Raw genomic sequence first — 23,307 nt, forward strand, 5'->3', positions numbered from 1 at the left:
GGCCAATAGTATGTCCATAAATTTTGAGAATTATATATGATACGAAAGTATTTGCTGAAATAGACTTGGTTACTGGTGAAAAGTAAACGAGAAGCTATCTAGAAATTAGAAATTGCTTTATTGCTGCATAGGAAATAAAACTAAATTCAAATAATAGAAACTAACAATCTAAACTATAAAATGACAAGCAACAACCAACGAGCCGAATTACAAAATCAAATTTGGAAAATAGCCAACGATGTACGTGGTTCCGTAGATGGATGGGATTTCAAACACTTTGTATTAGGCACTCTTTTTTATCGTTTTATTAGTGAAAATTTCACCAATTATATTGAAGCAGGTGACGATAGTATAAATTATACAGAACTTCCAGATTCAGTAATCACTCCTGAAATAAAAGAAGACGCCATTAAAACCAAAGGCTATTTTATTTATCCAAGCCAGCTGTTTGTAAATGTGGCTAAAAATGCCAATACCAATCCTAATTTAAATACCGATTTGGCAGCTATTTTTAATGCTATTGAAAGTTCTGCCAATGGCTATCCGTCAGAACAAGATATTAAAGGGCTGTTTGCCGATTTTGATACCACCAGTAACCGATTGGGAAATACCGTAGAAAATAAAAACAGCCGTTTGGCTGCCGTTTTAAAAGGTGTAGAAGGCTTAAAATTTGGCAATTTTGAAGACAATCAAATCGACTTGTTTGGTGATGCCTATGAGTTTTTAATCTCTAATTATGCCGCCAATGCAGGTAAATCTGGTGGTGAGTTTTTTACTCCGCAAAGCGTTTCTAAATTAATTGCCCAATTGGCAATGCACAAGCAAGAAAAAGTAAACAAAATTTATGATCCAGCAGTGGGGTCGGGTTCTTTGCTTTTACAAGCCAAAAAACATTTTGACAACCATATTATAGAAGAAGGCTTCTTTGGGCAAGAAATTAACCATACCACCTATAACTTGGCTCGTATGAATATGTTTTTGCACAATGTAAATTACGATAAGTTTCATATTGAGTTGGGCAATACGCTTATAGACCCTAAATTGGGTGACGAAAAACCTTTTGATGCCATTGTCTCCAATCCGCCATATTCCGTAAAATGGATTGGCAATGACGACCCTACGTTGATTAACGACGACCGTTTTGCTCCCGCAGGTGTATTGGCACCAAAATCAAAAGCCGATTTTGCTTTTGTATTACATGCCTTAAGTTACTTGTCTCCTAAAGGTAGAGCTGCATTGGTGTGTTTTCCGGGTATTTTTTACCGTGGCGGTGCCGAACAAAAAATTAGAAAGTATTTGGTAGATAATAACTTTGTAGAAACTGTTATTTCTTTGGCTCCTAATTTGTTTTTTGGAACATCTATTGCCGTTAATATATTGGTATTGTCTAAACACAAAACCGATACCAAAACCCAGTTTATTGATGTAAGTGGCGAAGACTTCTTTAAAAAAGAAACCAATAATAATGTGCTTTTAGACTCTCATATAGAGCAGATTATGCAATGCTTTGATACCAAAGAAGAAGTTGCCCATGTTGCCACCACTATAGACAATAACAAAATTGCCGAAAACGACTACAACCTCTCGGTAAGCAGTTATGTAGAAGCCAAAGATACCCGAGAAAAGATAGACATTGTAAAACTAAATGCCGAGCTATCTACTACCGTAAAAAAGATAGACCAGCTACGTGCCGATATTGATACCATTGTAAAAGAGATTGAAGCATGAAGTATTTAGAAAAATTGTTACAAGGTGTTCAGGTGGAATGGAAACCGTTGGGGGATGTTTGTGAACTTAAGAGAGGACGTGTAATGTCAAAAACTTATCTAGCTGAAAATGCAGGTCAATATTCAGTTTATAGTTCTCAAACAGCTAATAATGGTGAAATAGGAAAAATAAAAACTTACGATTTTGATGGTGAAACAGTTACATGGACTACTGATGGTGCTAATGCCGGTACAGTTTTTCATCGAAAAGGTAAATTTTCAATTACAAATGTATGTGGCTTAATAAAAATTAATGATTTAGAAAAATTAGACTATAAATATTTGTTTTATTGGCTATCTATTGAAGCTAAAAAACATGTTTATTCAGGGATGGGTAATCCAAAATTGATGAGCAATCAAATGGCTAAAGTTCCTATCCCCATCCCACCACTATCGGTTCAAAAAGAAATCGTTCGAATTTTAGATACCTTTACAGAGCTTACCACAGAGCTTACCACAGAGCTTACCGCTCGTAAAAAGCAATATAGCTTTTATCGTGAAAAACTATTGACTTTTAAGGATAATGAAGTGGAATGGAAAACTTTGGGGGAGGTTATTATAAAAACATATTCAGGAAGCACGCCTAAATCTGGTAATCCAAAATATTATAATAATGGTACAATTCCTTGGTTAAGAACTCAAGAAGTTAAATTCACAGATATTGTCACTACAGATATTAAAATCACTGAATTTGCTGTTGATAATACAGCTACTAAATGGATACCTATTAATTGTGTGATTATTGCCATTTCTGGTGCAACAGCAGGGCGTTCAGCTATTAATAAAATTCCACTAACAACAAATCAACACTGCTTGTGTTTAGAAATAAATTCTAAAAAAGCATTGTATAGATATGTTTTTCATTGGGTTAGTTTTAACTATGAAAATCTTAAAGGGTTAGGTAGAGGAGCTAGAGGTGATTTAAACTCAAGTATTATTAAAAATTACAAAATCCCAATCCCACCACTCAAAGAGCAAGAACGTATCGTTTCCATCTTAGATAAATTTGATACGCTTACCACATCCATCAGCGAAGGCTTGCCAAAAGAAATAGAATTGCGTAAAAAACAATATGAGTATTACCGTGAAATGCTGTTGACGTTTCCAAAACCAGAATAATAATAATGAGTATCTATAAAACCATAGCAGAATCTAATAACTTTATTGTTTTAGAAAACTATAAAAAGTTTTCAGAAGTTAATGAGGTACCTGCAAGTTATCAAAACGAAGCAGATTTAGAAAAAGAGCTTATTAAAGATTTGCAAAATCAAGGCTATGAATATGTAAGTAACCTTACAACGCCAAAAGCCATGTTGGCCAATATGCGTGTGCAATTGCAAATACTTAATAACGTACAGTTTTCAGATGCGGAATGGGAGCGGTTTGTAATAACATATTTAGATAAACCAGGTGATAATCTTTTAGATAAAACAAGAAAAATACACGATGACTATATCTACGATTTTGTGTTTGACGATGGTCGCATCCAAAACATCTATTTGGTAGATAAAATTAACATTACACGCAATAAAGTACAGGTCATTTCGCAATTTGAACAAAAAGGCACACATGCCAACCGTTACGATGTCACTATTTTAGTCAACGGATTGCCATTGGTTCAGGTAGAACTAAAAAAACGTGGTGTTGCCATCCGCGAAGCCTTTAATCAAGTGCACCGTTACACCAAAGAGAGTTTTAATACCGAAAATTCGCTATTTAAATTCCTACAACTTTTTGTAATCTCTAACGGAACCGATAGTCGTTATTTTTCTAATACGGTAGATAGAAATAAAAACAGTTTCGATTTTACCATGAATTGGGCAAAAGTTGACAATAATGCCATTAAAGACCTTAAAGATTTTACAGCTACCTTCTTTCAAAAACACACCTTATTGAATGTGGTGCTTAACTATTCGGTGTTTGATGTCAACAATACACTCTTGGTGATGCGACCGTATCAAATTGCGGCAACCGAACGTATTTTATGGAAAATAAAAAGCTCCTACCAAGCCAAAAAATGGTCTACTACCGAAAGCGGTGGTTACATTTGGCACACCACAGGTTCGGGTAAAACGCTTACCAGTTTTAAAGCCGCACGCTTGGCAACCGAACTCGATTTTATAGACAAAGTGTTTTTTGTGGTCGATAGAAAAGACCTTGACTATCAAACCATGAAAGAATACCAACGTTTTTCTCCCGATAGCGTTAATGGTTCTAAAAACACGGCAGGTTTAAAACGGAATATCCATAAAGACGACAATAAAATTATTGTTACCACCATTCAAAAACTGAACAACCTCATAAAAAGCGAAAAGAATTTAGAGGTGTACCAAAAACAGGTGGTCTTTATTTTTGATGAAGCTCACCGTTCGCAATTTGGCGAAGCACAAAAAAACATAAAAAAGAAGTTTAAAAAGTATTACCAATTCGGTTTTACAGGAACACCTATTTTTCCTGAAAATGCCTTAGGAGCTGAAACTACGACAAGTGTATTTGGCAGAGAGCTGCATTCGTATGTTATTACCGATGCCATAAGAGATGAAAAAGTGCTAAAGTTTAAAGTAGATTATAACGATGTACGCCCAAAATTTAAAGCCTTAGAAACCGAAATTGACGAAAAGAAACTCAGTGCGGCCGAAAATAAAAAAGCCCTGTTGCATCCAGAACGAATTAACGAAATATCGGAGTATATTTTAAAACATTACAGACAAAAAACCCACCGTACCGAAGGTGCCAATAGTGGTTTTAATGCCATGTTTGCCGTTAGTAGTGTAGATGCTGCAAAATGTTATTACGAAAGCCTAAACCGTTTACAGAAAGCTGCTGAAAAGCCCTTAAAAATAGCCACTATTTTCTCCTTTGCCGCCAATGAAGAACAAAATGCCATTGGAGAAATACAAGAAGAAACCTTTGAGCCAACGGCTATGGATACCAGTGCCAAAGAATTTTTAACCGCTGCTATTAACGACTATAATTCTCTATTTAAAATGAATTATGGTATAGACAGTAAAGGCTTTCAAGACTATTACCGTGACCTCGCCAAACGTGTAAAAAATAAAGAGGTAGACTTACTTATTGTGGTGGGTATGTTTTTAACAGGTTTTGATGCTCCAAGCCTTAACACCTTGTTCGTCGATAAAAATTTACGCTATCACGGTTTAATACAAGCCTTTTCGCGTACCAATCGAATTTATAATGCTACAAAAACCTTTGGTAACATTGTTACCTTTAGAGATTTGGAGCAAGCCACCATTGATGCCATTACCCTTTTTGGAGATAGCAACACCAGAAACGTAGTATTAGAAAAAAGCTATAAAGAATACTTAGAAGGCTTTACCGATATTGTTACCGGAAAAGCCCGTAGAGGTTATGTAGAAGTCATCAATGAGCTAAAAGAAAAATTTCCAAACCCCGAAGAGATCCACACAGAAAAAGACAAAAAAGAATTTTCAAAACTGTTTGGTGAATATTTACGTGTAGAGAACATTCTTCAAAACTATGATGAGTTTACGCATCTAAAAGCATTTCAAGCCATAGATGCAGACGACCCCGAAGCTGTAGAAGCCTTTAAAGAAGAACACTTTGTGAGGGATGAGGAAATAGCCATAATGAAAGACATTGAGTTGCCCACAGAACGTGCCATACAAGATTATCGCTCTACTTACAACGATATTAGAGATTGGTTAAGACGCGAAAAACAAGGCAAAGCATCAGAAGAATCTGATATTGATTGGGACGATGTGGTGTTTGAAGTAGACTTATTAAAATCGCAAGAAATAAACTTAGACTATATTCTAGAATTAATCTTTGATAACCATAAAAAAACGGCAAACAAAGAAGATTTAGTAGAAGAAATAAGACGCATAATACGTGCCAGTGTTGGTAATAGAGCTAAAGAAAGTTTAGTGATAGATTTTATTAACGCTACCGATTTAGATAAAATAAACGACAAAGCCAGCATTATTGATGCCTTCTTTAAATACGCACAAGGCAAACAGCAAAAAGAAGCCAAAGAATTAATAACCGATGAAAATTTAAACGAAGAAGAAGCCAAACGCTATATTATGCATTCGTTAAAACGAGAATATGCTAGTGAAAATGGTACAGAGTTAAATTCCATTTTGCCTAAAATGAGTCCGTTAAATCCACAATACTTAACCAAAAAACAAAATGTTTTTCAAAAAATAGCAGCCTTTGTAGAGAAATTTAAAGGTGTAGGAGGGCGGTTGTAGTATGAAAATAGAAGCGATAAAAAGACAACACTCGGTAAATTGGGTTTATGAGTATTTATTTAACAATAAAGAGAAAATATAATACTTTTAGAAAAACACCTATTGCCCCTTGGTATTTTACATAAGTCCTTTAGAGAGGAGATTGTGGAGTAGTTGCTTGCCAATGATGATGGCAAAGATTTATTGATAGAGCTTAAGAACCTAAAAAACCAAACCAAAAAATGCCAAAATTTACGGTTAAAGATGTTGAAGTTGCTTATAGAAAGTTAAAAAGTTATGTGTACTATGACAACTTTTCGCTGCTACTTAGACAACAAATTGCCCATTTTGAATCTTCAGAAGATTTTGAACTAAAACTTAAAGATTTAGCAAAGTTTTTAAGTAATCCAGAAGGAGAAAAGAAATATTTTAAAAAGTTATTATCTGAAATTGGCTATTACACAGCTCCAAAGAGATTTTCTCCGTTAAGAGCGGAAGAGCAACTAGTAATAAGTAATAATTTTAGTTCAACTCATTATGATTTAAAAAAAGTTAATTACTTTTTTGAGGGGCCTGTAGAACTTCACATTATTTCTATCCTGTGGATTACTAATGAAGGTTATGTTTTGCATAAATTGTATAGCAAAGACAACTATGCTTATCATTTGGAGTTGGAGTCTGGGAATGGTGAGGTGGTTGAAGGGTTACGTTTATTCAAACCTTATTTTGAACAATACCAAAAATGGCGTGACAATGGATTGGACATTGCAAAACGGTTTTTGGAAAAAGATACAGATGTAGTTATTCTTACACTAGACATAAAGGAGTATTATTATAATGCAATAATAGATGATTCCTTCAAAGACCAATTGGTTGCTGACATTAAAAAAGGTACTAATAAAAGAAAATTAATTTTTTCTGAATTACTTTTTGAAATGATGTCCAAATATCAATCGGTTTGCCCTAAAAAGTCAGCTAAAATTCTGCCAATTGGTTTACTATCTTCAGGGATACTTGCAAACTATTATCTCAAAGATTTTGATAAAAAAATTAAAAAAGAATTGTCACCAGCATATTACGGTAGGTATGTTGATGACATCCAAATTATTCTATCGAATACTAAAATCGACTATTCATCCAAAACAAGTAGTACCGCAGTTGAAGATTTTTTGGAAAAATATTTGGTAAACCGTAATCTGTTTAAGAAAGTTAAGATTGGAAATAAAAAATATGATTATAAATATTGTGATTTACCGAAAATAAGGATTCAACAAGAAAAAATACTTTTATACGCTTTTGAAAGTAAAGAATCACGAGCTGTCCTTGATATGTTCAAAAGAAAAATTGAACAGAACAGCAGTGCATTTTGGTTCTTGCCTGCTGAAGATGATATAACAGATGATTTTGATAATAGCGTATACCAATTATCGTATTCAGATACAATTAACAAACTTAGAAGTGTTCAAGGTATTAACCAAAGTAAGTACGGTGCTGCTGTATACCTAGCTAAGAAAATAAAGATTAGTTTGCTTAGCGACAAAGATGAATCGGATAAAACCAAAGAGCAAATATTAACTTTCTTTAAAGGTATCGTCAGTTTAGAATTTTCTGCATCATGGGAAAAAGTGTTTACCTATTTTGTCATTATAAATGATAAAGATTCTTTTTGGCAATTTTTCAGGGAGGTTTCTAAGAACATAGAAAAAATTCAAAGGAATACGGGAGATAAAGTAATATCCACTAAAGATGTCTTAGATACAAAATCTTACCTTACTATTTATTTAGAAAATTGCTGTGCATTGGCTACTGCTTTAAATCCTAATTTTGTTACTGACCATTGGTGGACAGCAAGAAAAGAATCTCTAAAAAGCAAAGAGCTCAGAAACTCATTTAATTTTCATGGTAAAATAAATGCAGTAAAAAGAGCTTATATAAATTCAAACTTATTAAGAAATAGTTTTATAGTAACACCTTTATTGAACTATTTAAATATAGGCAATTCCAAGGACATTAATTTTATAAAATTAGAGGGGTTAAGAAATGTTGATTTTAAGTTGGAAGACTTAGAGTTTAATCAGAACAAATTAAAATTTGCTCCAAGATTTCTATATTTCTTTGAGTTTAATCTTTGTCTTTTGTTAATAGAACTTCTTAAGTACTACAAAAATGGAGTAATTCCTCAGGAGTCCGATTTATTTTTCAATCGACAATCTCAAAGTATCTATGACGAGATGTTTGATTATTTCTTTAAAACCAATTATGAGTTTCGCTTAAAAACAACCTCTTCAAAAAGTAAAGTTCATAAAGAAAGTCTTAAAAATTACTATTTTAAAATAGAAAAAGGTACTAGCACAGACGAAATAGGTTACAATTATTTTGAAATTCCGCAAAGTGGGAAAAGTCTATTAAACATTAAAGTAGGTATTGCAAATACTACTGTCGATATAAAAAATATTTCCGCATCAATTTTTGAAACTCCCAACACAGGATTTAAAAGAAGAAAGGAATTTATAGCACTTTTAAATGCGGCTGAAAATGAGAAAACTGATGCGCTTATACTTCCGGAAGTAAGCGTGCCTTATTCTTGGTTACCTGTTTTAGCCGATGAATCTAGAAGAAAACAAAGACTTATTGTTGCCGGCTTAGAACATCTTACTGTAGGCAAAAAAACATTTAACCTTCTTGCTACTTGTTTACCCCTAGAACACAATGGAATTAAAGATGCAGTAATTAATCTAAGGTTAAAGTATCACTATTCTCCGGGAGAGCGAAAAATAATAGAACAGAGAAGGCGGATTATTCCTAAACCAAAATATGTTTTGTATAACCTATTTATTTGGCGAGGAGTACATTTTGCAAACTACAATTGTTATGAATTGGCAGATATTAATCATAGAGCCATTTTTAAAGGAAAGGTAGACCTATTAATTGCTTCTGAATATAACCAAGACGTAAACTACTTTTCTAATATAGCAGAAAGTGTCTCAAGAGATATTCATTGTTATTTTGTACAGGTTAATACTTCCGACTATGGAGATTCACGAATAACACTACCTAAAAAAACAGCTTTAAAGGATATAATGCGTCTAAAAGGTGGAGAGAACCATGTAGTTCTAACTAGTAAATTAAATATAAAGGAACTTAGAGAATTTCAAAAATTATCTGTGCAATATCAAGACACAAACATATTTAAAAATACACCTCCAGACTTTGATCACGATAGTGTTGAGAAAAGGTAAGCAATCTAAATAGTACTGAAATTGAAAAAAATCAACAACTATTGGACAGTACAGAATCATTAAAAAACAATATGAAGGAAAACAGGATTTTTCTCTAGTTGGTCGTTTGATTGGATTTTGGAGAAACCTTGGTAAGTGAAAAAAAATGATGTTGAACTTTATGGTAAAAATGAACATCGTTATGATGACTTTCACAGGTTACGAATAAAAAGGCTCAAATAAAGGCAGGTATGGCGTACAATTTTAGTTGTTCTTTTAATGTAGATATGGAACATTAGCTGTTCACATTAATACTGATGGGAGTATAGAAGTTATTTATAATGGCCCAGGCCAATACATCAATCAATTTCTAAAAAACAACAATAGAATGACGTTTAAAGATATCTCGAAAACAATTGCAGCTAATCATTTAAGGAGATTAGAGGCTAAGCTAAATCTTTTGAAATGTTTGACTTAGGTAATGTGAAATGCAATACGGTAAGGTGTAGTGTTTTTTTACTTTAAAAAACTATCCTAGACTTGTATTTAATTTACATTATCTAAATGAACGGAAAATTTATCTTTAACGTTGAGTATTATAAAAAAGGTAAACCTAATGGTAAACGCTCTCTACATGTTATAGCAGATGATTACGAAGAAGTCCTTTGGACACATCTTTTGAAAAAACTATGTGAGAAGGTTCATGGTCATGATTTTCTTTTTGGTTATTTGAAAGAGCAAGATGTTGTGTGTAATACGACTAATAGTCTAAGGTCGAACTATACTGTAAGGTTCAGGAATGGGGACGGTAATGTTATCGCTGAATATTTAATTGAAATGGAAGTGGTCGGTGAAAGAATCCAGGACCAAGCAGATATTCCCTAATTAATGAAAGGCTAAATATAGATCGGCCAAATCTCCCCCCACTTCAACATCTATGCTCTCTATTAGACGACTGCATTTAATGGAGAAACCATTTTTGTCCAGCATGGCAGCTTTTTCGTTCCAGCTTTGATATTCCGTTTTATCGGGATACAGTATAATTTTGAAATTCTTGATCGGTAAAAGTAACCCGATTTTTAAGTTGGATTTAGAACCTGTAGCCATCCAATAGTACTCGGGAAATACCAAGCTCATGATTATGGCGGTTTTTTCAGATTCTACAATGCATATGGTTTTCTTTTGTGCTCCTTCCGAGATAAGATGTAGGCCAAATAAACATTGTTGTAATACAAAGGGTTTTATTTGTAATACTTTATGCATCCAATTGACATGTGCATATGGTTTTTTGACCCTACGACCTGTAATACGGTCGTAAAGCATCACTTTTCCGGTATGTATTTTTAGTTTTTCATCTATTTGCCAAAAGATAGTCGCCCCTTTCCAGTGGTTGGTGGTGCCAATGAAGTAGTTTTCTATGGCTTGTATTACATCCTTTTCGGAATGGTGTTTTAAAAGAAAGGAAACAAAATTATTGTGGTCATAGTTATTACAGTATTTACCGATTACATTTTCGTTTATGAACGTAGGCGGATTATAAATTGGTTTTTTAAATGAGGTGATGGTCCGTTTATTGTAGGTGGGTGCTTTAAAGTATCCACATGCACTTTCACGGTCACACCGGCCATATATCGGTTCCAAGTAATGGCCTGTTTCGTTATCGATAAAGAACACGAACTTTCTTTTATTGCAATTTGGGCAAATGAACTTTTTACTTGATTTGTCTAATGAATATTTATACATAGGTTACGCTTAATTCGTACCGTCGTACCATGATAGTCGGTACGACGGTACGAATTGTTTTATTTTATGTGATGTTCTAACAAATAATCTAAAGCATCTTCAACGGTAAAATCAGGTAGTTTTTTTCTGCCTTTTTTTATTTTAGGTCTTTTTTCGATGTCCTTTTTTAGCATATCATATAGCTTGGCCATTTCCTCTATTGGAAGTGCTTTTGCTATAGTATATACATCGGACGCAACCATTTTAGATACCTAAGGTTTTTTTTCTTTTTCTAATGGCACCTTCACTTAATCCGAATTTTTTTGCGATATCCGTATTGCTTACCCCTTCAGAGATAAGTTTTATCATCTCGGCATCTCTTTCTTCTAGGTTGATCTGTGTTGGTTGTCTCAGGTGATTTAGTTCAGAGTCATAAAAGAGGAATCGGAACTTTAGAAAGTTTGATTCTTTCTCCAGCGCACATACCATAATATTGCCCGTATGGTACAAATGCTCCGTATTACGTTGTTTAATTTGTTTTATATACCTGTGCGACGGATCCTCTGTGCTAAAACCTATGGCAAATGCACTGTCGCAAAAGTTGATAAGCATTTTGCTTCCTGCAAGGTCGTTTTTACTTAATGGTTTTGAATCGTCACGTTTTGGGGTATGGGCCAATACCATGATCGAAACATTCAACTCCTTTGTAATTATTTTCAGCTGCTTCATTAATTCCAAGGCGTTTTTTGCCTTTTCATTATCATTTTGCAAAAATGTCAAGTTGTCTATGATTAACACTTGGGCTTTATATTTTTTTATAATACCCGTTAATTCGGCGCATAGGTAATCTTCCATTCCTTTATATTCTTTAGGGATGTCGACCAAAGGATTTATTTCGGCACGGAAGAAGTTTGTGTGAAATATATAATGGTCCTTATAATTGTCCGAGTAGCGTTTTTCAAATTGTTTGTCGGATAGTTCAAAGTCTAGGTATAGTACCCGTTGTTCGCTAGCTTCTAATTTGAAATTGGCAATTGGGGTTCCGGAACTAATGCTCTGACCTATTTGTACCGCCAAAATGGATTTGCCAACGTTTGTGTCGGCATACATGATGCACAGTTCGTTTTCAAACCATAGTTCGCTAAAAAGCATGTTTGGAACGGGTCGGGCCTTTGCTTCTTCGATCCACTTGTTCGCAGGTTTTACAATCAAACAGTTTTTAGAATCCTCTGTTTTATCTATGGCAGCCTCCAGGTCTTGAATATCTGATTTGATGAGATTTTGCATCTTTATATTATTGGTTTTCGGTTTCATAACATCTGGGTTTCAAGAGACCAAATCTCATTCATCAATAGGTAGTAATTAAAGGATAGGTGGTTGCCGCTTATCGGGAACAGGAATTGTTTGTTTTCATGTTCGGGCTCTAGCAAGTACCTGTTAAGGTCTCCTAGGACCTTTAAAAACTCCAGTTTTAGTTCATGTGAAAACGAACTTTTTTCTAGGACTCTCTCCACTTTTGTTTTTAGAGTGTCGAGCGTTGCTTTTGAATTATTGTCGCTCGGATGCATGTACCTACAAAACAACCAGGTAAGAAGACCGGTAAATTCGTAGGTTTTTTCATAAGGTAGGTTTGGCGAAGGTTCTATAGTAATTAAATCTTCATCGGGGATAGGAGGTTCGGCAATGTCGATATAGTCTAGGTGATTGTATAGGATTTCCCTTAGGTAATCCGATAATGAAATACCATATTGGTCAGCTAGTTCTTGAAGTGAGGATTTAAGGTCTTCGTCTATTCTTAAATTTATTGTTGTTTTCATAAACATCTGAATCATATTGATTTAGATGCAAGTAATTGATTTTTAAATAAGAAAAAAAGGACATGAAGAGGGACTCTGAAGGGTATTTTAGGGACATAAAATAGGCTTTAGGGACACACCGCTTATTTGTCTTCTAGGGTAGCATTATTTGAAAATAAATCTGTGAATTTTTTTATTCTTTCAAGATGCTTTTCATTGTACGGATTGTTGATTTTTATTCTTTTTAGATCTAAACTATATTCGGCATTTATAAAATCCTGAAATGCTTTGGCATCTTCTTTAATATATTGATTGCTATGAAGAAAATAATATAAGCTGACCACATGGGAGTGGGTATGTTTTTCAATCCCGGTTATAACGGTATGTATGAATTTAAAAACACTGAAATTGAAAGAAAGCCCATTATGTCTTTCATATTTTTGTCTTAACTGGGCATTAATGCCGAAGTAATGATCTTCTTCAAATTTAAACCTATCATTAAGGCTTAATAGTATTTTCAACTCTGATTCAAACTTGATCGTGAAAGCTATGTAGGTGTTGTTCTCGGCCAGATGATCATTGAAATATTCCTTGTTTCCCAGTAAAAACTGTTTGATGGAATCATCGTAAATACGCTGTCTTTGTTTCATGGCATTTTGGGCTTTATGTAAAAGTTTGGTTCTGGAAATCCTTTGCATATGCTCTATACCTTGTGGGGATATTTGTTTTTCAGGAGAAACAAAAAATATATCAATGGTGTTAAATAAATCCTTGAATTTCTTAAGGGCTATCTTATTCTGACTATTCCGGTCCAGACCATATAGTTCATCATCTAAACGCAACGAATATTCGAGGAAAGGCCCATCAATTTTTTTTTGATAATGATCCTTTAGGAACATGTAATACTCTTGTAATACATGAGGGGTTAAATTATAATATAGATGTTTGGTTGCATTTTCGTTTACGGGGACTATCCAGATTTTATTGCCTTTATCATAGTATGGTGGTGAAAATAGACTGGGGTCTTTTTCTAAAAGGGAATGTTTTTGTAGATATCTGATTTCTGCATCATATTCTCCTTCAGGAAAATCCTTTTCTTTTAAGAATCCGAAATATTTGTATTCCATTTATTTTAAATGTTGTGAATAGTCTTTGGGTAAACTTGCGTCGATTTCTCTCAGGTAGGACTCTAATGCCCTCATGGAGCTGTGGCCCGTTATGTGCATTAGTCTGCTTTTTGCCTCGTTGGGGCTATGGTGTTTTTCAAGTTCCCGGTACAGTTTACCTATATATGTATGACGGAAGCTGTACATGGAGTAGTCCGTGCCCAGTTTGAAATGGTCCTTTACTTTTTTGAACCTTTTTGTATAGTAGTCCCTCTTGTTGGATTCGTTCGTTGTCCAAATCCCGCCTAAACGGTTCATATTGAATAGATGGTCGTCCTTTTTGTATTTTGAGATATCGGGCATTTCATCTATCATGATCTGTGGTATCATTTTGGTCTTCACTTGCTGGTTCTTAGCCTTGACGTACAGTTTTCGGTCGGTCAGGTCGATATCCTTGACCCTGAGCCTGCATACCTCTATCGGCCGTAGAAAATTATAGGATATGAACTGAATGAACAAACGTAATACCTTATCGTTTTCCTTTAGATATGCGTCGATTTTCTCTAAAAGTTCAGGGGTATAGCTTTTATGTCTTGTGGGTATTGCACGTAATACATTGATCTTTTTGATGAAATTGGCCTCGATGATCTCATTGTCCTCCAAAGTCTGGAACAATGAGCTCAAGTCCGTTCGTGTATTGTTCCTGTTTCTTGGGCTGGTCTCCTGTAATACATGGTTCAAGTATCGTATCACGGTTTTTTTCGTGATCGAAGTTATGTCGGTCTTTGGTGTAATACCGTTGTCGGTCAACCATTTCTGGAATCGTATCACCCTGCTCTTGAATTTTTTGAAGGAATCCTGGCCCAGTACATTTTCCTTGACCTGTAGGCCTGTTTTGAAGGCTTCCATGATACTGGTGGATGGTTCCACTTCGTGTGTCCGGATTTTTTGGGGTGGTGTCTGGACGTGGCCTTGGATCCTCTTTTCCCGATTTTTAAGATATTCCTTTAGGTTCCCGTTTTCCCCGTAGGGGTTGAACCCCTCTTGGAGGACAATGGTAATTGCGGTCTGGAAGTGTTTCAATATGTGGTACCTACCGGCCTTGTCCTTGAACCGGTTCGCGCCCCCTTTGATATGTGGCTGTTTGACCAATCTGCCCGAGACCGGATGCCGGAAGTAATAATATACATACCAATGTTTGCGGAGTGCGGCCTTCTTTTCTTTCGTGGATAATTTTGACCACTGTTTGATATCGACTCCCCCGGTGTAGATCTTTGGCTCGGAATAGTTGAGTTTCATGTTAAAAACAGGTACGTTTTTATGTACGTTTGATAAAAGTACGGAAATTGAGGGCATAAAAAAACGGCTTGTGCGTACACAAACCGTTGTTTTCATTGGCCTTGGGCCTTTGTAGCGGGAACTGGACTCGAACCAGTGACCTTCGGGTTATGAGCCCGACGAGCTACCTACTGCTCTATCCCGCGATGTGGACGACAAAGATACAATTGTTTTAATATAAAAACCAAATATCCCTACGTTTGATTTTAAAGAAATTGTTTCAAGTAAATAAATAAAGGTATTTAGTAGCTCCGTTTTTAAGCAAAGTGATATTTTCGTTTTAAATATCTACCTTCGAAAAATGGAGCAATTCAATGATTTTTTGGTCAGGGCAATTTCTGGAACAGAATGGCCAATGTTTGTATTATTAATAGGTGGGGGGCTGTTTTTGATGGCTTATTCCAAGTTAATGCCTTATCGTTATTTTAGACATGCACTTGCGATTACCAGGGGTAAATATGATGATAAAAACGCAAAGGGAGATGTAAGTTCTTTACAAGCTTTGTCGGCGGCCGTGGCCGCTACCGTTGGTTTGGGCAATATATCTGGTGTGGCCATTGCCATTCACGATGGGGGGCCTGGTGTGGTGTTCTGGATTTGGATGACCGCATTTATTGGTATGTGCATTAAATTTTATTCCTGTAGTTTATCAATAATGTTCAGGGGGGAAGATTCGGAAGGAAAGCTCCAGGGCGGCCCCATGTTCTATATTACCAAGGGGCTGGGTAAAAAATATAAACCTTTGGCCATTTTCTTTGCCTTGGCAGGTCTTTTTGGTTTTTTGGGAGTCTTTACGGCCAATCAGTTTACCGAAACTTTTATGAGTGTTGTTAATCCTTCCGAGACAATCATGGAGATGAGCGACTACAACTGGAAATTAACAGTCGGTTTTGTTCTGGCCATCATAAGCTCTTTTGTGATTTTTGGTGGACTTTCTAAGATTGCCAAGGTGGCAACGGCAATAGTGCCTTTTATGGTAATGGTCTATTTAGTGGCCGTAATAGTGGTGATGGTAATGAACGCTTCTTTGGTGTTGCCATCCTTAAAATTGATACTCACAGAAGCTTGGAACTTTAATTCGATTGTAACGGGTGGTTTTTGGGGTCTGGTAATCATAGGGGTGAGAAGAGCCATGTTTTCAAACGAGGCAGGTTTGGGTAGTGCTCCCATGTATCATGGGCAATCAAAAAACGATGAGCCGATCCGTGAAGGCCTGGTTGCCATGTTGGGGCCTTTTATAGATACCATTTTAGTCTGTACCTTTACGGCGGTAGTTATTATTTTAAGTGGGGCGTATTTAGAAGATGGTAGCGGAATCGTAATGACCTTAAATGCATTTCAGAAGACATTGTTCGGTTTTGGTGACGAATTGTTAATGGTAATTGTAACGGCCTTTGCATTGTCTACCTTGTTTACCTATTCATATTACGGAGTTAAATGTTTATCTTTTTTGACCAATGCCAAAATAGGGCGTTTGTACAATGTTTATTTTGTGATAATGATTGTTTTTGCGGCGATAGCCTCCTTGGATCTGGTAAAGAATCTTATTGATCTTTCGTATGCATTAATGGTGATACCGAATATGATTGCCGTATTGTTGCTGGCGCCAAAGGTAAATGTGGCGGCAAAAGTTTATTTTGAAAAATTAAGGAATGAAAGAACATAAAGCTGGCTTTGTAAATATTATAGGAAACCCCAATGTGGGGAAATCTACATTAATGAATGCTTTTGTCGGAGAGCGACTTTCCATTATTACTTCAAAGGCACAGACAACTAGGCATAGGATTTTGGGTATTGTAAACGGCGATGATTTTCAGGTTGTATTGTCAGATACGCCAGGAATCATTAAACCTGCCTATGACTTGCAATCTTCAATGATGGATTTTGTAAAGTCTGCATTTGAAGACGCCGATGTACTTTTGTATATGGTAGAAATTGGAGAGAAGGCACTGAAGGACGAAAAGTTCTTTGAGAAGGTTAAAAATTCAAAGATTCCAGTACTGTTGCTTTTAAATAAGATTGATGGGGCCAGTCAAGAATTGTTAGAAGAGCAGGTGCAATATTGGCAGGCACAGTTGCCTATGGTAGAAATCCATCCTATTTCTGCACTTCAGAATTTTAATGTAAAGGAGGTTTTTGAACGAATTTTAGAGCTGCTTCCCGTGGCCCCGCCATATTACCCGAAAGATCAATTGACCGATAAGCCCGAACGCTTTTTTGTGAACGAGATTATTAGGGAAAAGATATTGTTGTACTATAAAAAGGAAATTCCTTATTCGGTAGAGGTAGAAACGGAGGAGTTTATAGAAGATGATAAGATTATAAGAATTCGTTCTGTAATCATGGTAGAAAGGGATAGCCAAAAGGGAATCATTATTGGTCATAAAGGCGCTGCACTGAAAAAAGTGGGGGTTGAGGCCCGAAAGGATTTAGAGAAATTTTTTGACAAACAGGTACATATAGAACTCTATGTAAAAGTCAACAAAAATTGGCGTAATGATAGTCGACAGTTGAAGCGTTTTGGGTACAACAAGTAGACTTGCCAGCTAAATTCATCTTTTCTATTGTATAAATTTCATTTTAAGGATTTCTCTTTTTTTGTTAAATGTTTAATTCTTTTCAGCACTGTTTTTTATTGGCTAAGGACTGCATTTTTTGTGTTTGGAAAAATGTTTCGACCTGTCTTCATTTTGTATATGAGTCATAATTTTTATTGAAAAAATGTTCTTTTTCCTTTGAAGAGTAAGAACTTTAACTATCTTTGAATCAATCGACAAAATGCTCATAAACCCCGATGAAATGCATAATGTAGTAATATTTGGTGCCTCTGGTCACGGTAGTGTTGTATTAGATTGTATTGAAAAAGAAGGCAAGTATAAGGTCGTAGGTTTTATTGATTCATTCAAGAAGAAGGGTACAAAAGTAAATGGATATTCCGTATTGGGTAGTGAAATTGATTTACCTTACCTTATAGACAAACATAATATTTACGGTGGCATTGTGGCCATAGGAGACAATTGGGTGCGCAATACTGTAGTGGAGCGAATTAATAAGATTGCGCCGAATTTTATCTATATAACAGCTGTTCATCCTAGTGCCGAAATTGGAAAGGATGTGGAGATTGGTGCAGGTACCGTGATAATGGCGGGTGTAATTGTTAATTCCAATTCTACTATAGGTAATTTCTGTATTTTGAATACTAATAGTTCTTTGGGGCATGACGGTTTTATGCAACATTTTTCAAGTCTTGCGCCTAAAACCTGTACAGGAGGTAATTTTATCTTGGGTCAGTATTCTGCAATTTGTCTGGGTTCTAATGTAATAAACGATATATCTGTTGGTAACCATACCGTTGTGGGGGCCGGCTCTTTGGTGGTGGGTAATATCGACAGTCATGTTTTGGCCTTTGGTGCACCTGCAAAAAAGATTAGAGATCGGGAAATAGGAGAGCCTTACATGTCTGCAAGAAAGAAAAAAAACAATGTTATTCCTTTATATATAGGGCAATAATAATCTTACCTTAATTAAATCAGTGCTTTAATTGTTACCTTTGCACCCAAATTATAAAGTATGGGAGCTATTGTAGCCATTGTTGGAAGACCTAATGTTGGAAAATCGACATTTTTTAATCGATTAATTCAGCGTAGGGAAGCTATTGTTGATGCCGTGAGTGGCGTTACCAGAGATAGGCACTATGGTAAAAGCGACTGGAACGGAAAAGAATTTTCGCTGATAGATACCGGTGGTTATGTGCTGGGAAGTGATGATGTTTTTGAAAAGGAGATAGATAAGCAAGTGGAACTTGCCATTCAAGAAGCCGATGCTATCATTTTTATGGTAGATGTAGAAACCGGGGTTACGGGAATGGATGAGGATGTGGCGAAACTTTTACGAAGGGTAAACAAACCTGTGTTTTTGGCCATTAATAAAGTGGATAACGCCATGAGGGAAGAAGATGCCGTGGAGTTTTATTCCTTGGGGCTAGGTGAATATTATACACTTTCGAGCATAAATGGTAGTGGAACGGGGGAGTTGTTGGATGCATTGGTGAAAGAATTACCCGATGTAGTGGAGGAAGAAAGCGACCTTCCAAGGTTTGCCGTAGTGGGAAGGCCCAATGCGGGCAAATCATCTTTTATAAACGCGCTTATCGGAGAAGAGCGTTATATAGTTACCGATATTGCCGGAACCACAAGAGACAGTATAGATACCAAATACAATAGGTTCGGTTTTGAATTTAATTTAGTGGATACTGCCGGAATTAGAAGAAAATCAAAGGTAAAGGAAGATTTGGAATTTTATTCCGTAATGCGCTCCGTAAGGGCAATAGAACATTGTGATGTTTGTTTGTTGCTTTTAGATGCTACCAGGGGGTTTGATGGGCAGGTAGAGAATATTTTTTGGCTGGCGGCCCGTAACAATAAAGGGATTGTTATTTTGGTAAATAAGTGGGATTTGGTAGAGGATAAGGAAACCAATACGATGAAACAATATACCCAGCGTATCAAAAAGGCCATAGAACCTTTTACTGATGTTCCTATATTGTTTATCTCGGTATTGACAAAACAACGTATTTACAAGGCTATTGAAACAGCTGTGGAAGTATACCAGAATAGAAGCAAGAAAATTAAGACTAGGGAGTTCAATGATGTAATGTTGCCGTTAATAGAGAACTATCCTCCTCCGGCATATAAGGGAAAACACGTTAAGATTAAATTCTGTACGCAGTTGCCTACACCATATCCGCAGTTTGCATTTTTTTGTAACCTGCCCCAGTACGTACGAGAGCCTTACAAGCGTTATCTAGAAAATAAGATACGAGAGAAATACAATTTTACCGGGGTGCCGATGACTGTATTTATGCGAAAGAAATAAATTTATGATATGGAAAGGGGTCTTTGAAAAAGACCCTTTTTTGTTTATAAACTGCGGGTGTATTACCAGCCTCCCGAGGCACCGCCTCCGCCAAAACCACCTCCGCCGAAGCCTCCGCTAAAACCGCCTCCGCCGAAGCTGCCTCCTCCAAAGCCACCGCCGGAAGAACCGCTACGTCCCATGTTGCTTAAGATGATAACATCCCAAGGGCTAAGGCCTCGTTTTCCTCCTCCTCTACCATTATTGTTTCCGTCTTTACGGCTCCATAAAATAATTAGGATTATAGCGAATATGATAAAGGGGAGAAAGGCGGGTAAGGGAAAACCATTGTCATTGTTAAAAGTACGGTCTTCCTTAAATTCACCGGTGAGAACCTTGAATATGGCATCTGCACCTAAATTAAGGCCATTGTAATAATCTCCTTTTTTAAATTCTGGAATTATGACATTTTCTATGATTCTTTTTGACATGGCATCCGTTAAGGAACCCTCGACCCCGTAACCGGTGTTAATGGCAATTTGGCGGTCATCTCTGGCTAAAAGTATTAATATTCCGTTGTCTTTTCCGCTCTGGCCAATGCCCCACTTATGTCCCCATTGCGCTCCTAGATAGTTGATGTTCTCACTCTCGGTACTACCAATAATAGCAACTACGATTTGGGTAGAGGTGCTATCGGAGTACGTAATAAGCTTTTGTTCTAGAGAGACTCTTTGCCTAGCCGGTAAAAGGTCTATATAATCATAGACACTAGTCTCTTTCTGGGGCTTTTCGGGTATTTCAAATTGGCTCCATAACTGAAGAAAGCTAAAAAAAAGTAAAAAGCTAAGACTAGCCTTTAGATATCTCATTGCTTAATTCGTTTGTGTCGTTTGCTCGCCAAGGAAAATGTGTTTTTAACTCGTTTCCGGCCATTAAAATACCATCAATGATTCCTTCCTTGAATTTTCCTTCTTTAAATTTACGTTGAATGGCATCTTTTGTAGTGTCCCAAAAATTTTCGGGTACTACATGGTCTATTCCTTTGTCTCCACAGATGACAAATTTACGGTCGTTAACGGCTACATATATCAACACCCCGTTGCTTTCCTTGGTATTGTCCATTTTAAGCATGTGGAAAACTTCTTGGGCGCGTTCAAAATGGTTGGATCGGGTATGGGCTTCTATATGTACCCTAATTTCTCCCGAAGTATTTTTTTCGGCCTCAATGATGGCTTCTACAATTTCTTGTTCTTCTGCCGGTGTTAAGAAATCTTCAACTTTAGACATTTGTTATCAATCAAATTCAAAGTTTACGTCTGGTGCTTGTTCTGATCCGGCCTCTGATTTAAAATAGGCTAATTCTTCGAAACCAAAAATTCCGGCTAAAATCGAATTTGGAAATTTTTTGATATGAAGATTATAGGGCTCAACAGTTGCATTAAAGCGGTCTCTGGCCACATTTATCCTGTTTTCCGTTCCTTCTAATTGAGACTGCAATTCTAAAAAGTTCTGGTTAGCCTTTAGGTCGGGGTAACGCTCTACCGTAACCAATAACTTGTTTAGGGCCCCGCTAAGTCCGCTTTGGGCCTGGTTGAACTGTGTTAATTGCTCAGGGGTAATATTGGTAGGGTCAATGCTTATGGAGGTCGCTTTTGCACGGGCCTCGATAACATCTGTTAAGGTTCCCCTTTCAAAATCGGCGGCGCCCTGAACGGTTTTTACCAAATTGCCGATGAGGTCATTTCTTCTTTGATAGGCACTCTCTACATTCGCCCAAGTTTTTGTAGACGTCTCTTTTAGGGCTATTGCCTTATTGTTAAAGCCGACGCCCCATTGGTAGAGTCCGAATGCTATGACGGCTAAGACTATTAATGCGATTAATCCTTTTTTCATGGTAGTGTTTGTTTATAGTTGATTCTTTATTTTTATCAGTTCTGTCTTTACACGTTCTAATTTCTGTATAATCTCAAAATTGGAAAGGGTCTTTTGTTTTTCTTCTTTAAGATGTGTTTTGGCTCCTTCAAGTGTAAAGCCTCTTTCTTTTACCAAATGAAATATCAATTGAAGGTTTTTGATGTCTTGGGGAGTGAACTTTCTGTTTCCCTTTGCATTTTTTTTAGGTTGAAGAACATCGAATTCTTTTTCCCAAAATCTGATCAACGAAGTGTTTACCCCGAAAGCGCGGGCCACTTCACCAATACCGTAATACCTTTTTTCGGGAAGTTCTACTTGCATTAATCCAAAGATTGATTTTCTTGATTGGCGTATTTCAGCATGTTCTCATATTCTTCTGGAGACAAACTGCCATAATAGAAGTTTATTGGGTTGATCCTCTGCCCGTCTTTCCATACCTCGTAATGCACATGGGGACCTTGCGAACGGCCAGTATTTCCTACAAAACCAATAAGGTCTCCCCGTTTTACTTTCTGTCCTTTCTTTACGTTGTATCGACTCATATGCGCATAAAGACTTAAATAGCCATAACCATGGTCAATACGTATATGTTTTCCGTAACCAGAAGAGTTATTGTCCGCCCTTACAACAACACCATCACCTGAAGCGTAGATCGGTGTGCCTTTTGGTGCGGTAAAGTCCATGCCCCAATGTTTCTTTCTAACTTTTGTAAAAGGGTCTGTTCGCCAGCCATAACCTGAGGCCATTCGTGTCAGGTCTTCGTTGTTTACAGGTTGTATGGCCGGTATGGCCGCCAATAATTTTTCTTTTTCCTCTGCTAGTTTTGTGATTTCGTCCAAAGATTTGGATTGTATGGCCAACTGTTTCTTTATAATATCCAACCTTTTGGTAGTGGCTATCACCATTTCAGAATTGTTGAAGCCTTCCAAAGACTTATATCTATTTATTCCTCCAAAACCGGCACGTCTTTGTTCCTCGGGTATGGGGTTGGCTTCAAAATATAGTCTATATATATTATTGTCCCTGTCCTCTATATTGGCCAATACTTCTTCGATTTGCTCCATTTTTTTATTGAGAAGCTCAAACTGAAGCTCGTAGTTCTTGACCTCGCGCTGTAGGGATAATTCCCTAGGAGTATTAATTATACTAGTATTCAAAAGTAAAATAAGACCTAAGAGACCAAACAGAAAAGATCCTAAAAAGAAAAAAGCAATATTTCTATAGCGCTTAGATTTTTCGGGTTCTATCTTTCGATAAGAAAGTGTATCCGGATCGTAATAGTACTTAACTTTAGACATGAAGGGATTTTATCCTATTTTTGTGGTTTATTTTAACGTAACAAACAAATATAAAAATTGTTTTCTATAAACAGTTAAAATTTG

21 protein-coding genes and 1 tRNA gene are annotated in these 23,307 nt (G+C 36.3%); 10 read left to right on the forward strand and 12 right to left on the reverse strand.

The features are described from left to right. Nucleotides 1-180 precede the first annotated feature (180 nt). From AB657_RS16395 to AB657_RS16415, 6 genes are all read left to right on the forward strand, one after another. Nucleotides 181-1,728, forward strand: coding sequence for a type I restriction-modification system subunit M (locus AB657_RS16395; RefSeq protein ID WP_047247487.1), 1,548 nt, complete (start codon nucleotides 181-183; stop codon nucleotides 1,726-1,728). Further along, nucleotides 1,725-2,885 carry a restriction endonuclease subunit S gene (locus AB657_RS16400; protein ID WP_047247488.1) on the forward strand — a complete coding sequence of 387 codons (1,161 nt, stop codon included), beginning with the start codon at nucleotides 1,725-1,727 and terminating at the stop codon, nucleotides 2,883-2,885. The genes AB657_RS16395 and AB657_RS16400 overlap by 4 nt, the downstream gene beginning before the upstream one ends. Before the next feature lie 5 nt (nucleotides 2,886-2,890). Further along, nucleotides 2,891-5,998: a type I restriction endonuclease subunit R gene (locus AB657_RS16405; protein ID WP_047247489.1), complete on the forward strand. Its 3,108-nt coding sequence runs from the start codon at nucleotides 2,891-2,893 to the stop codon at nucleotides 5,996-5,998. A 221-nt stretch (nucleotides 5,999-6,219) separates the two neighbouring features. Further along, nucleotides 6,220-9,216: an RNA-directed DNA polymerase gene (locus AB657_RS16410; RefSeq protein WP_047247490.1), complete on the forward strand. Its 2,997-nt coding sequence runs from the start codon at nucleotides 6,220-6,222 to the stop codon at nucleotides 9,214-9,216. Nucleotides 9,217-9,502: 286 nt separating this feature from the next. Then, nucleotides 9,503-9,673 carry a hypothetical protein gene (locus tag AB657_RS18290; protein ID WP_394332532.1) on the forward strand — a complete coding sequence of 57 codons (171 nt, stop codon included), beginning with the start codon at nucleotides 9,503-9,505 and terminating at the stop codon, nucleotides 9,671-9,673. A gap of 86 nt (nucleotides 9,674-9,759) precedes the next feature. Continuing rightward, nucleotides 9,760-10,080 carry a hypothetical protein gene (locus AB657_RS16415; protein WP_047247491.1) on the forward strand — a complete coding sequence of 107 codons (321 nt, stop codon included), beginning with the start codon at nucleotides 9,760-9,762 and terminating at the stop codon, nucleotides 10,078-10,080. Here AB657_RS16415 and AB657_RS16420 read toward each other — a convergent pair whose 3' ends face one another. From AB657_RS16420 to AB657_RS16450, 7 genes are all read right to left on the reverse strand, one after another. Next, the gene (locus AB657_RS16420) at nucleotides 10,081-10,938 is read right to left on the reverse strand and encodes a DUF6371 domain-containing protein (protein WP_047247492.1); all 858 of its coding nucleotides are present in this window, start codon (nucleotides 10,936-10,938) and stop codon (nucleotides 10,081-10,083) included. 59 nt (nucleotides 10,939-10,997) lie between these two features. After that, a complete protein-coding gene (locus AB657_RS16425) occupies nucleotides 10,998-11,180 on the reverse strand; it encodes a hypothetical protein (RefSeq protein ID WP_047247493.1) in 183 nt (60 codons plus the stop codon). Between the two features lies 1 nt (nucleotide 11,181). After that, nucleotides 11,182-12,231 (reverse strand): AAA family ATPase, encoded by a 1,050-nt coding sequence (locus AB657_RS16430; protein WP_047247494.1) that lies wholly within the window; start codon nucleotides 12,229-12,231, stop codon nucleotides 11,182-11,184. Next, a complete protein-coding gene (locus AB657_RS16435; protein ID WP_198146914.1) occupies nucleotides 12,228-12,734 on the reverse strand; it encodes a type II toxin-antitoxin system RelB/DinJ family antitoxin in 507 nt (168 codons plus the stop codon). Before AB657_RS16435 ends, AB657_RS16430 begins: the two co-directional genes overlap by 4 nt. A 122-nt stretch (nucleotides 12,735-12,856) precedes the next feature. After that, entirely contained in the window at nucleotides 12,857-13,840 is a 984-nt protein-coding gene (locus AB657_RS16440) for a hypothetical protein (protein WP_047247496.1), read from the reverse strand. Beyond that, nucleotides 13,841-15,175, reverse strand: a complete 1,335-nt coding sequence (locus AB657_RS16445) for a tyrosine-type recombinase/integrase (protein WP_047247497.1) — start codon at nucleotides 15,173-15,175, stop codon at nucleotides 13,841-13,843. It abuts the gene before it with no gap. 55 nt (nucleotides 15,176-15,230) lie between these two features. After that, a tRNA-Met gene (locus AB657_RS16450) sits at nucleotides 15,231-15,303 on the reverse strand. 155 nt (nucleotides 15,304-15,458) lie between these two features. Here AB657_RS16450 and AB657_RS16455 point away from each other — a divergent pair. The 4 genes from AB657_RS16455 (at nucleotide 15,459) to der (ending at nucleotide 20,032) form a co-directional block, all read left to right on the forward strand. Continuing rightward, complete coding sequence (locus AB657_RS16455) at nucleotides 15,459-16,823, forward strand: alanine/glycine:cation symporter family protein (RefSeq protein WP_047247498.1); 1,365 nt, start codon at nucleotides 15,459-15,461, stop codon at nucleotides 16,821-16,823. After that, on the forward strand, nucleotides 16,810-17,694 hold the full coding sequence (gene era, locus AB657_RS16460; protein ID WP_047247499.1) for a GTPase Era: 885 nt from the start codon (nucleotides 16,810-16,812) through the stop codon (nucleotides 17,692-17,694). The genes AB657_RS16455 and era overlap by 14 nt, the downstream gene beginning before the upstream one ends. Nucleotides 17,695-17,956: 262 nt before the next feature. Beyond that, entirely contained in the window at nucleotides 17,957-18,667 is a 711-nt protein-coding gene (locus tag AB657_RS16465; protein ID WP_047248055.1) for a NeuD/PglB/VioB family sugar acetyltransferase, read from the forward strand. Nucleotides 18,668-18,727: 60 nt separating this feature from the next. Then, a complete protein-coding gene (gene der / locus AB657_RS16470; protein WP_047247500.1) occupies nucleotides 18,728-20,032 on the forward strand; it encodes a ribosome biogenesis GTPase Der in 1,305 nt (434 codons plus the stop codon). Nucleotides 20,033-20,094: 62 nt separating this feature from the next. Here der and AB657_RS16475 read toward each other — a convergent pair whose 3' ends face one another. The 5 genes from AB657_RS16475 to AB657_RS16495 are packed head-to-tail and all read right to left on the reverse strand — an operon-like array spanning nucleotide 20,095 to nucleotide 23,223. Then, complete coding sequence (locus AB657_RS16475; protein WP_047247501.1) at nucleotides 20,095-20,880, reverse strand: TPM domain-containing protein; 786 nt, start codon at nucleotides 20,878-20,880, stop codon at nucleotides 20,095-20,097. After that, on the reverse strand, nucleotides 20,861-21,298 hold the full coding sequence (locus AB657_RS16480) for a TPM domain-containing protein (RefSeq protein ID WP_047247502.1): 438 nt from the start codon (nucleotides 21,296-21,298) through the stop codon (nucleotides 20,861-20,863). The genes AB657_RS16475 and AB657_RS16480 overlap by 20 nt, the downstream gene beginning before the upstream one ends. Nucleotides 21,299-21,304: 6 nt before the next feature. Then, nucleotides 21,305-21,904: a LemA family protein gene (locus AB657_RS16485; protein WP_047247503.1), complete on the reverse strand. Its 600-nt coding sequence runs from the start codon at nucleotides 21,902-21,904 to the stop codon at nucleotides 21,305-21,307. A 12-nt stretch (nucleotides 21,905-21,916) separates the two neighbouring features. Beyond that, complete coding sequence (locus AB657_RS16490; protein WP_047247504.1) at nucleotides 21,917-22,246, reverse strand: MerR family transcriptional regulator; 330 nt, start codon at nucleotides 22,244-22,246, stop codon at nucleotides 21,917-21,919. Then, nucleotides 22,246-23,223, reverse strand: a complete 978-nt coding sequence (locus AB657_RS16495) for a M23 family metallopeptidase (protein ID WP_047247505.1) — start codon at nucleotides 23,221-23,223, stop codon at nucleotides 22,246-22,248. Before AB657_RS16495 ends, AB657_RS16490 begins: the two co-directional genes overlap by 1 nt. Between the last annotated feature and the right edge of the window lie 84 nt (nucleotides 23,224-23,307).

The organism is Maribacter thermophilus (genome assembly GCF_001020565.1).
GTDB classification, from domain to species: Bacteria; Bacteroidota; Bacteroidia; order Flavobacteriales; family Flavobacteriaceae; genus Maribacter; species Maribacter thermophilus.

Coding starts and splice junctions, on each gene's coding strand:
- AB657_RS16410 (WP_047247490.1), top strand. CDS start 6,220: ATGCCAAAATTTACGGTTAAAGATGTTGAAGTTGCTTATAGAAAGTTA.
- AB657_RS16405 (WP_047247489.1), top strand. CDS start 2,891: ATGAGTATCTATAAAACCATAGCAGAATCTAATAACTTTATTGTTTTA.
- AB657_RS16485 (WP_047247503.1), bottom strand. CDS start 21,904: ATGAAAAAAGGATTAATCGCATTAATAGTCTTAGCCGTCATAGCATTC.
- AB657_RS16435 (WP_198146914.1), bottom strand. CDS start 12,734: ATGAAAACAACAATAAATTTAAGAATAGACGAAGACCTTAAATCCTCA.
- AB657_RS16425 (WP_047247493.1), bottom strand. CDS start 11,180: ATGGTTGCGTCCGATGTATATACTATAGCAAAAGCACTTCCAATAGAG.
- AB657_RS16475 (WP_047247501.1), bottom strand. CDS start 20,880: ATGAGATATCTAAAGGCTAGTCTTAGCTTTTTACTTTTTTTTAGCTTT.
- AB657_RS16465 (WP_047248055.1), top strand. CDS start 17,957: ATGCATAATGTAGTAATATTTGGTGCCTCTGGTCACGGTAGTGTTGTA.
- AB657_RS16420 (WP_047247492.1), bottom strand. CDS start 10,938: ATGTATAAATATTCATTAGACAAATCAAGTAAAAAGTTCATTTGCCCA.
- AB657_RS16440 (WP_047247496.1), bottom strand. CDS start 13,840: ATGGAATACAAATATTTCGGATTCTTAAAAGAAAAGGATTTTCCTGAA.
- AB657_RS16400 (WP_047247488.1), top strand. CDS start 1,725: ATGAAGTATTTAGAAAAATTGTTACAAGGTGTTCAGGTGGAATGGAAA.
- AB657_RS16445 (WP_047247497.1), bottom strand. CDS start 15,175: ATGCCCTCAATTTCCGTACTTTTATCAAACGTACATAAAAACGTACCT.
- AB657_RS16395 (WP_047247487.1), top strand. CDS start 181: ATGACAAGCAACAACCAACGAGCCGAATTACAAAATCAAATTTGGAAA.
- era (WP_047247499.1), top strand. CDS start 16,810: ATGAAAGAACATAAAGCTGGCTTTGTAAATATTATAGGAAACCCCAAT.
- AB657_RS16430 (WP_047247494.1), bottom strand. CDS start 12,231: ATGAAACCGAAAACCAATAATATAAAGATGCAAAATCTCATCAAATCA.
- AB657_RS16415 (WP_047247491.1), top strand. CDS start 9,760: ATGAACGGAAAATTTATCTTTAACGTTGAGTATTATAAAAAAGGTAAA.
- AB657_RS16480 (WP_047247502.1), bottom strand. CDS start 21,298: ATGTCTAAAGTTGAAGATTTCTTAACACCGGCAGAAGAACAAGAAATT.
- AB657_RS16490 (WP_047247504.1), bottom strand. CDS start 22,246: ATGCAAGTAGAACTTCCCGAAAAAAGGTATTACGGTATTGGTGAAGTG.
- AB657_RS16455 (WP_047247498.1), top strand. CDS start 15,459: ATGGAGCAATTCAATGATTTTTTGGTCAGGGCAATTTCTGGAACAGAA.
- AB657_RS16495 (WP_047247505.1), bottom strand. CDS start 23,223: ATGTCTAAAGTTAAGTACTATTACGATCCGGATACACTTTCTTATCGA.
- der (WP_047247500.1), top strand. CDS start 18,728: ATGGGAGCTATTGTAGCCATTGTTGGAAGACCTAATGTTGGAAAATCG.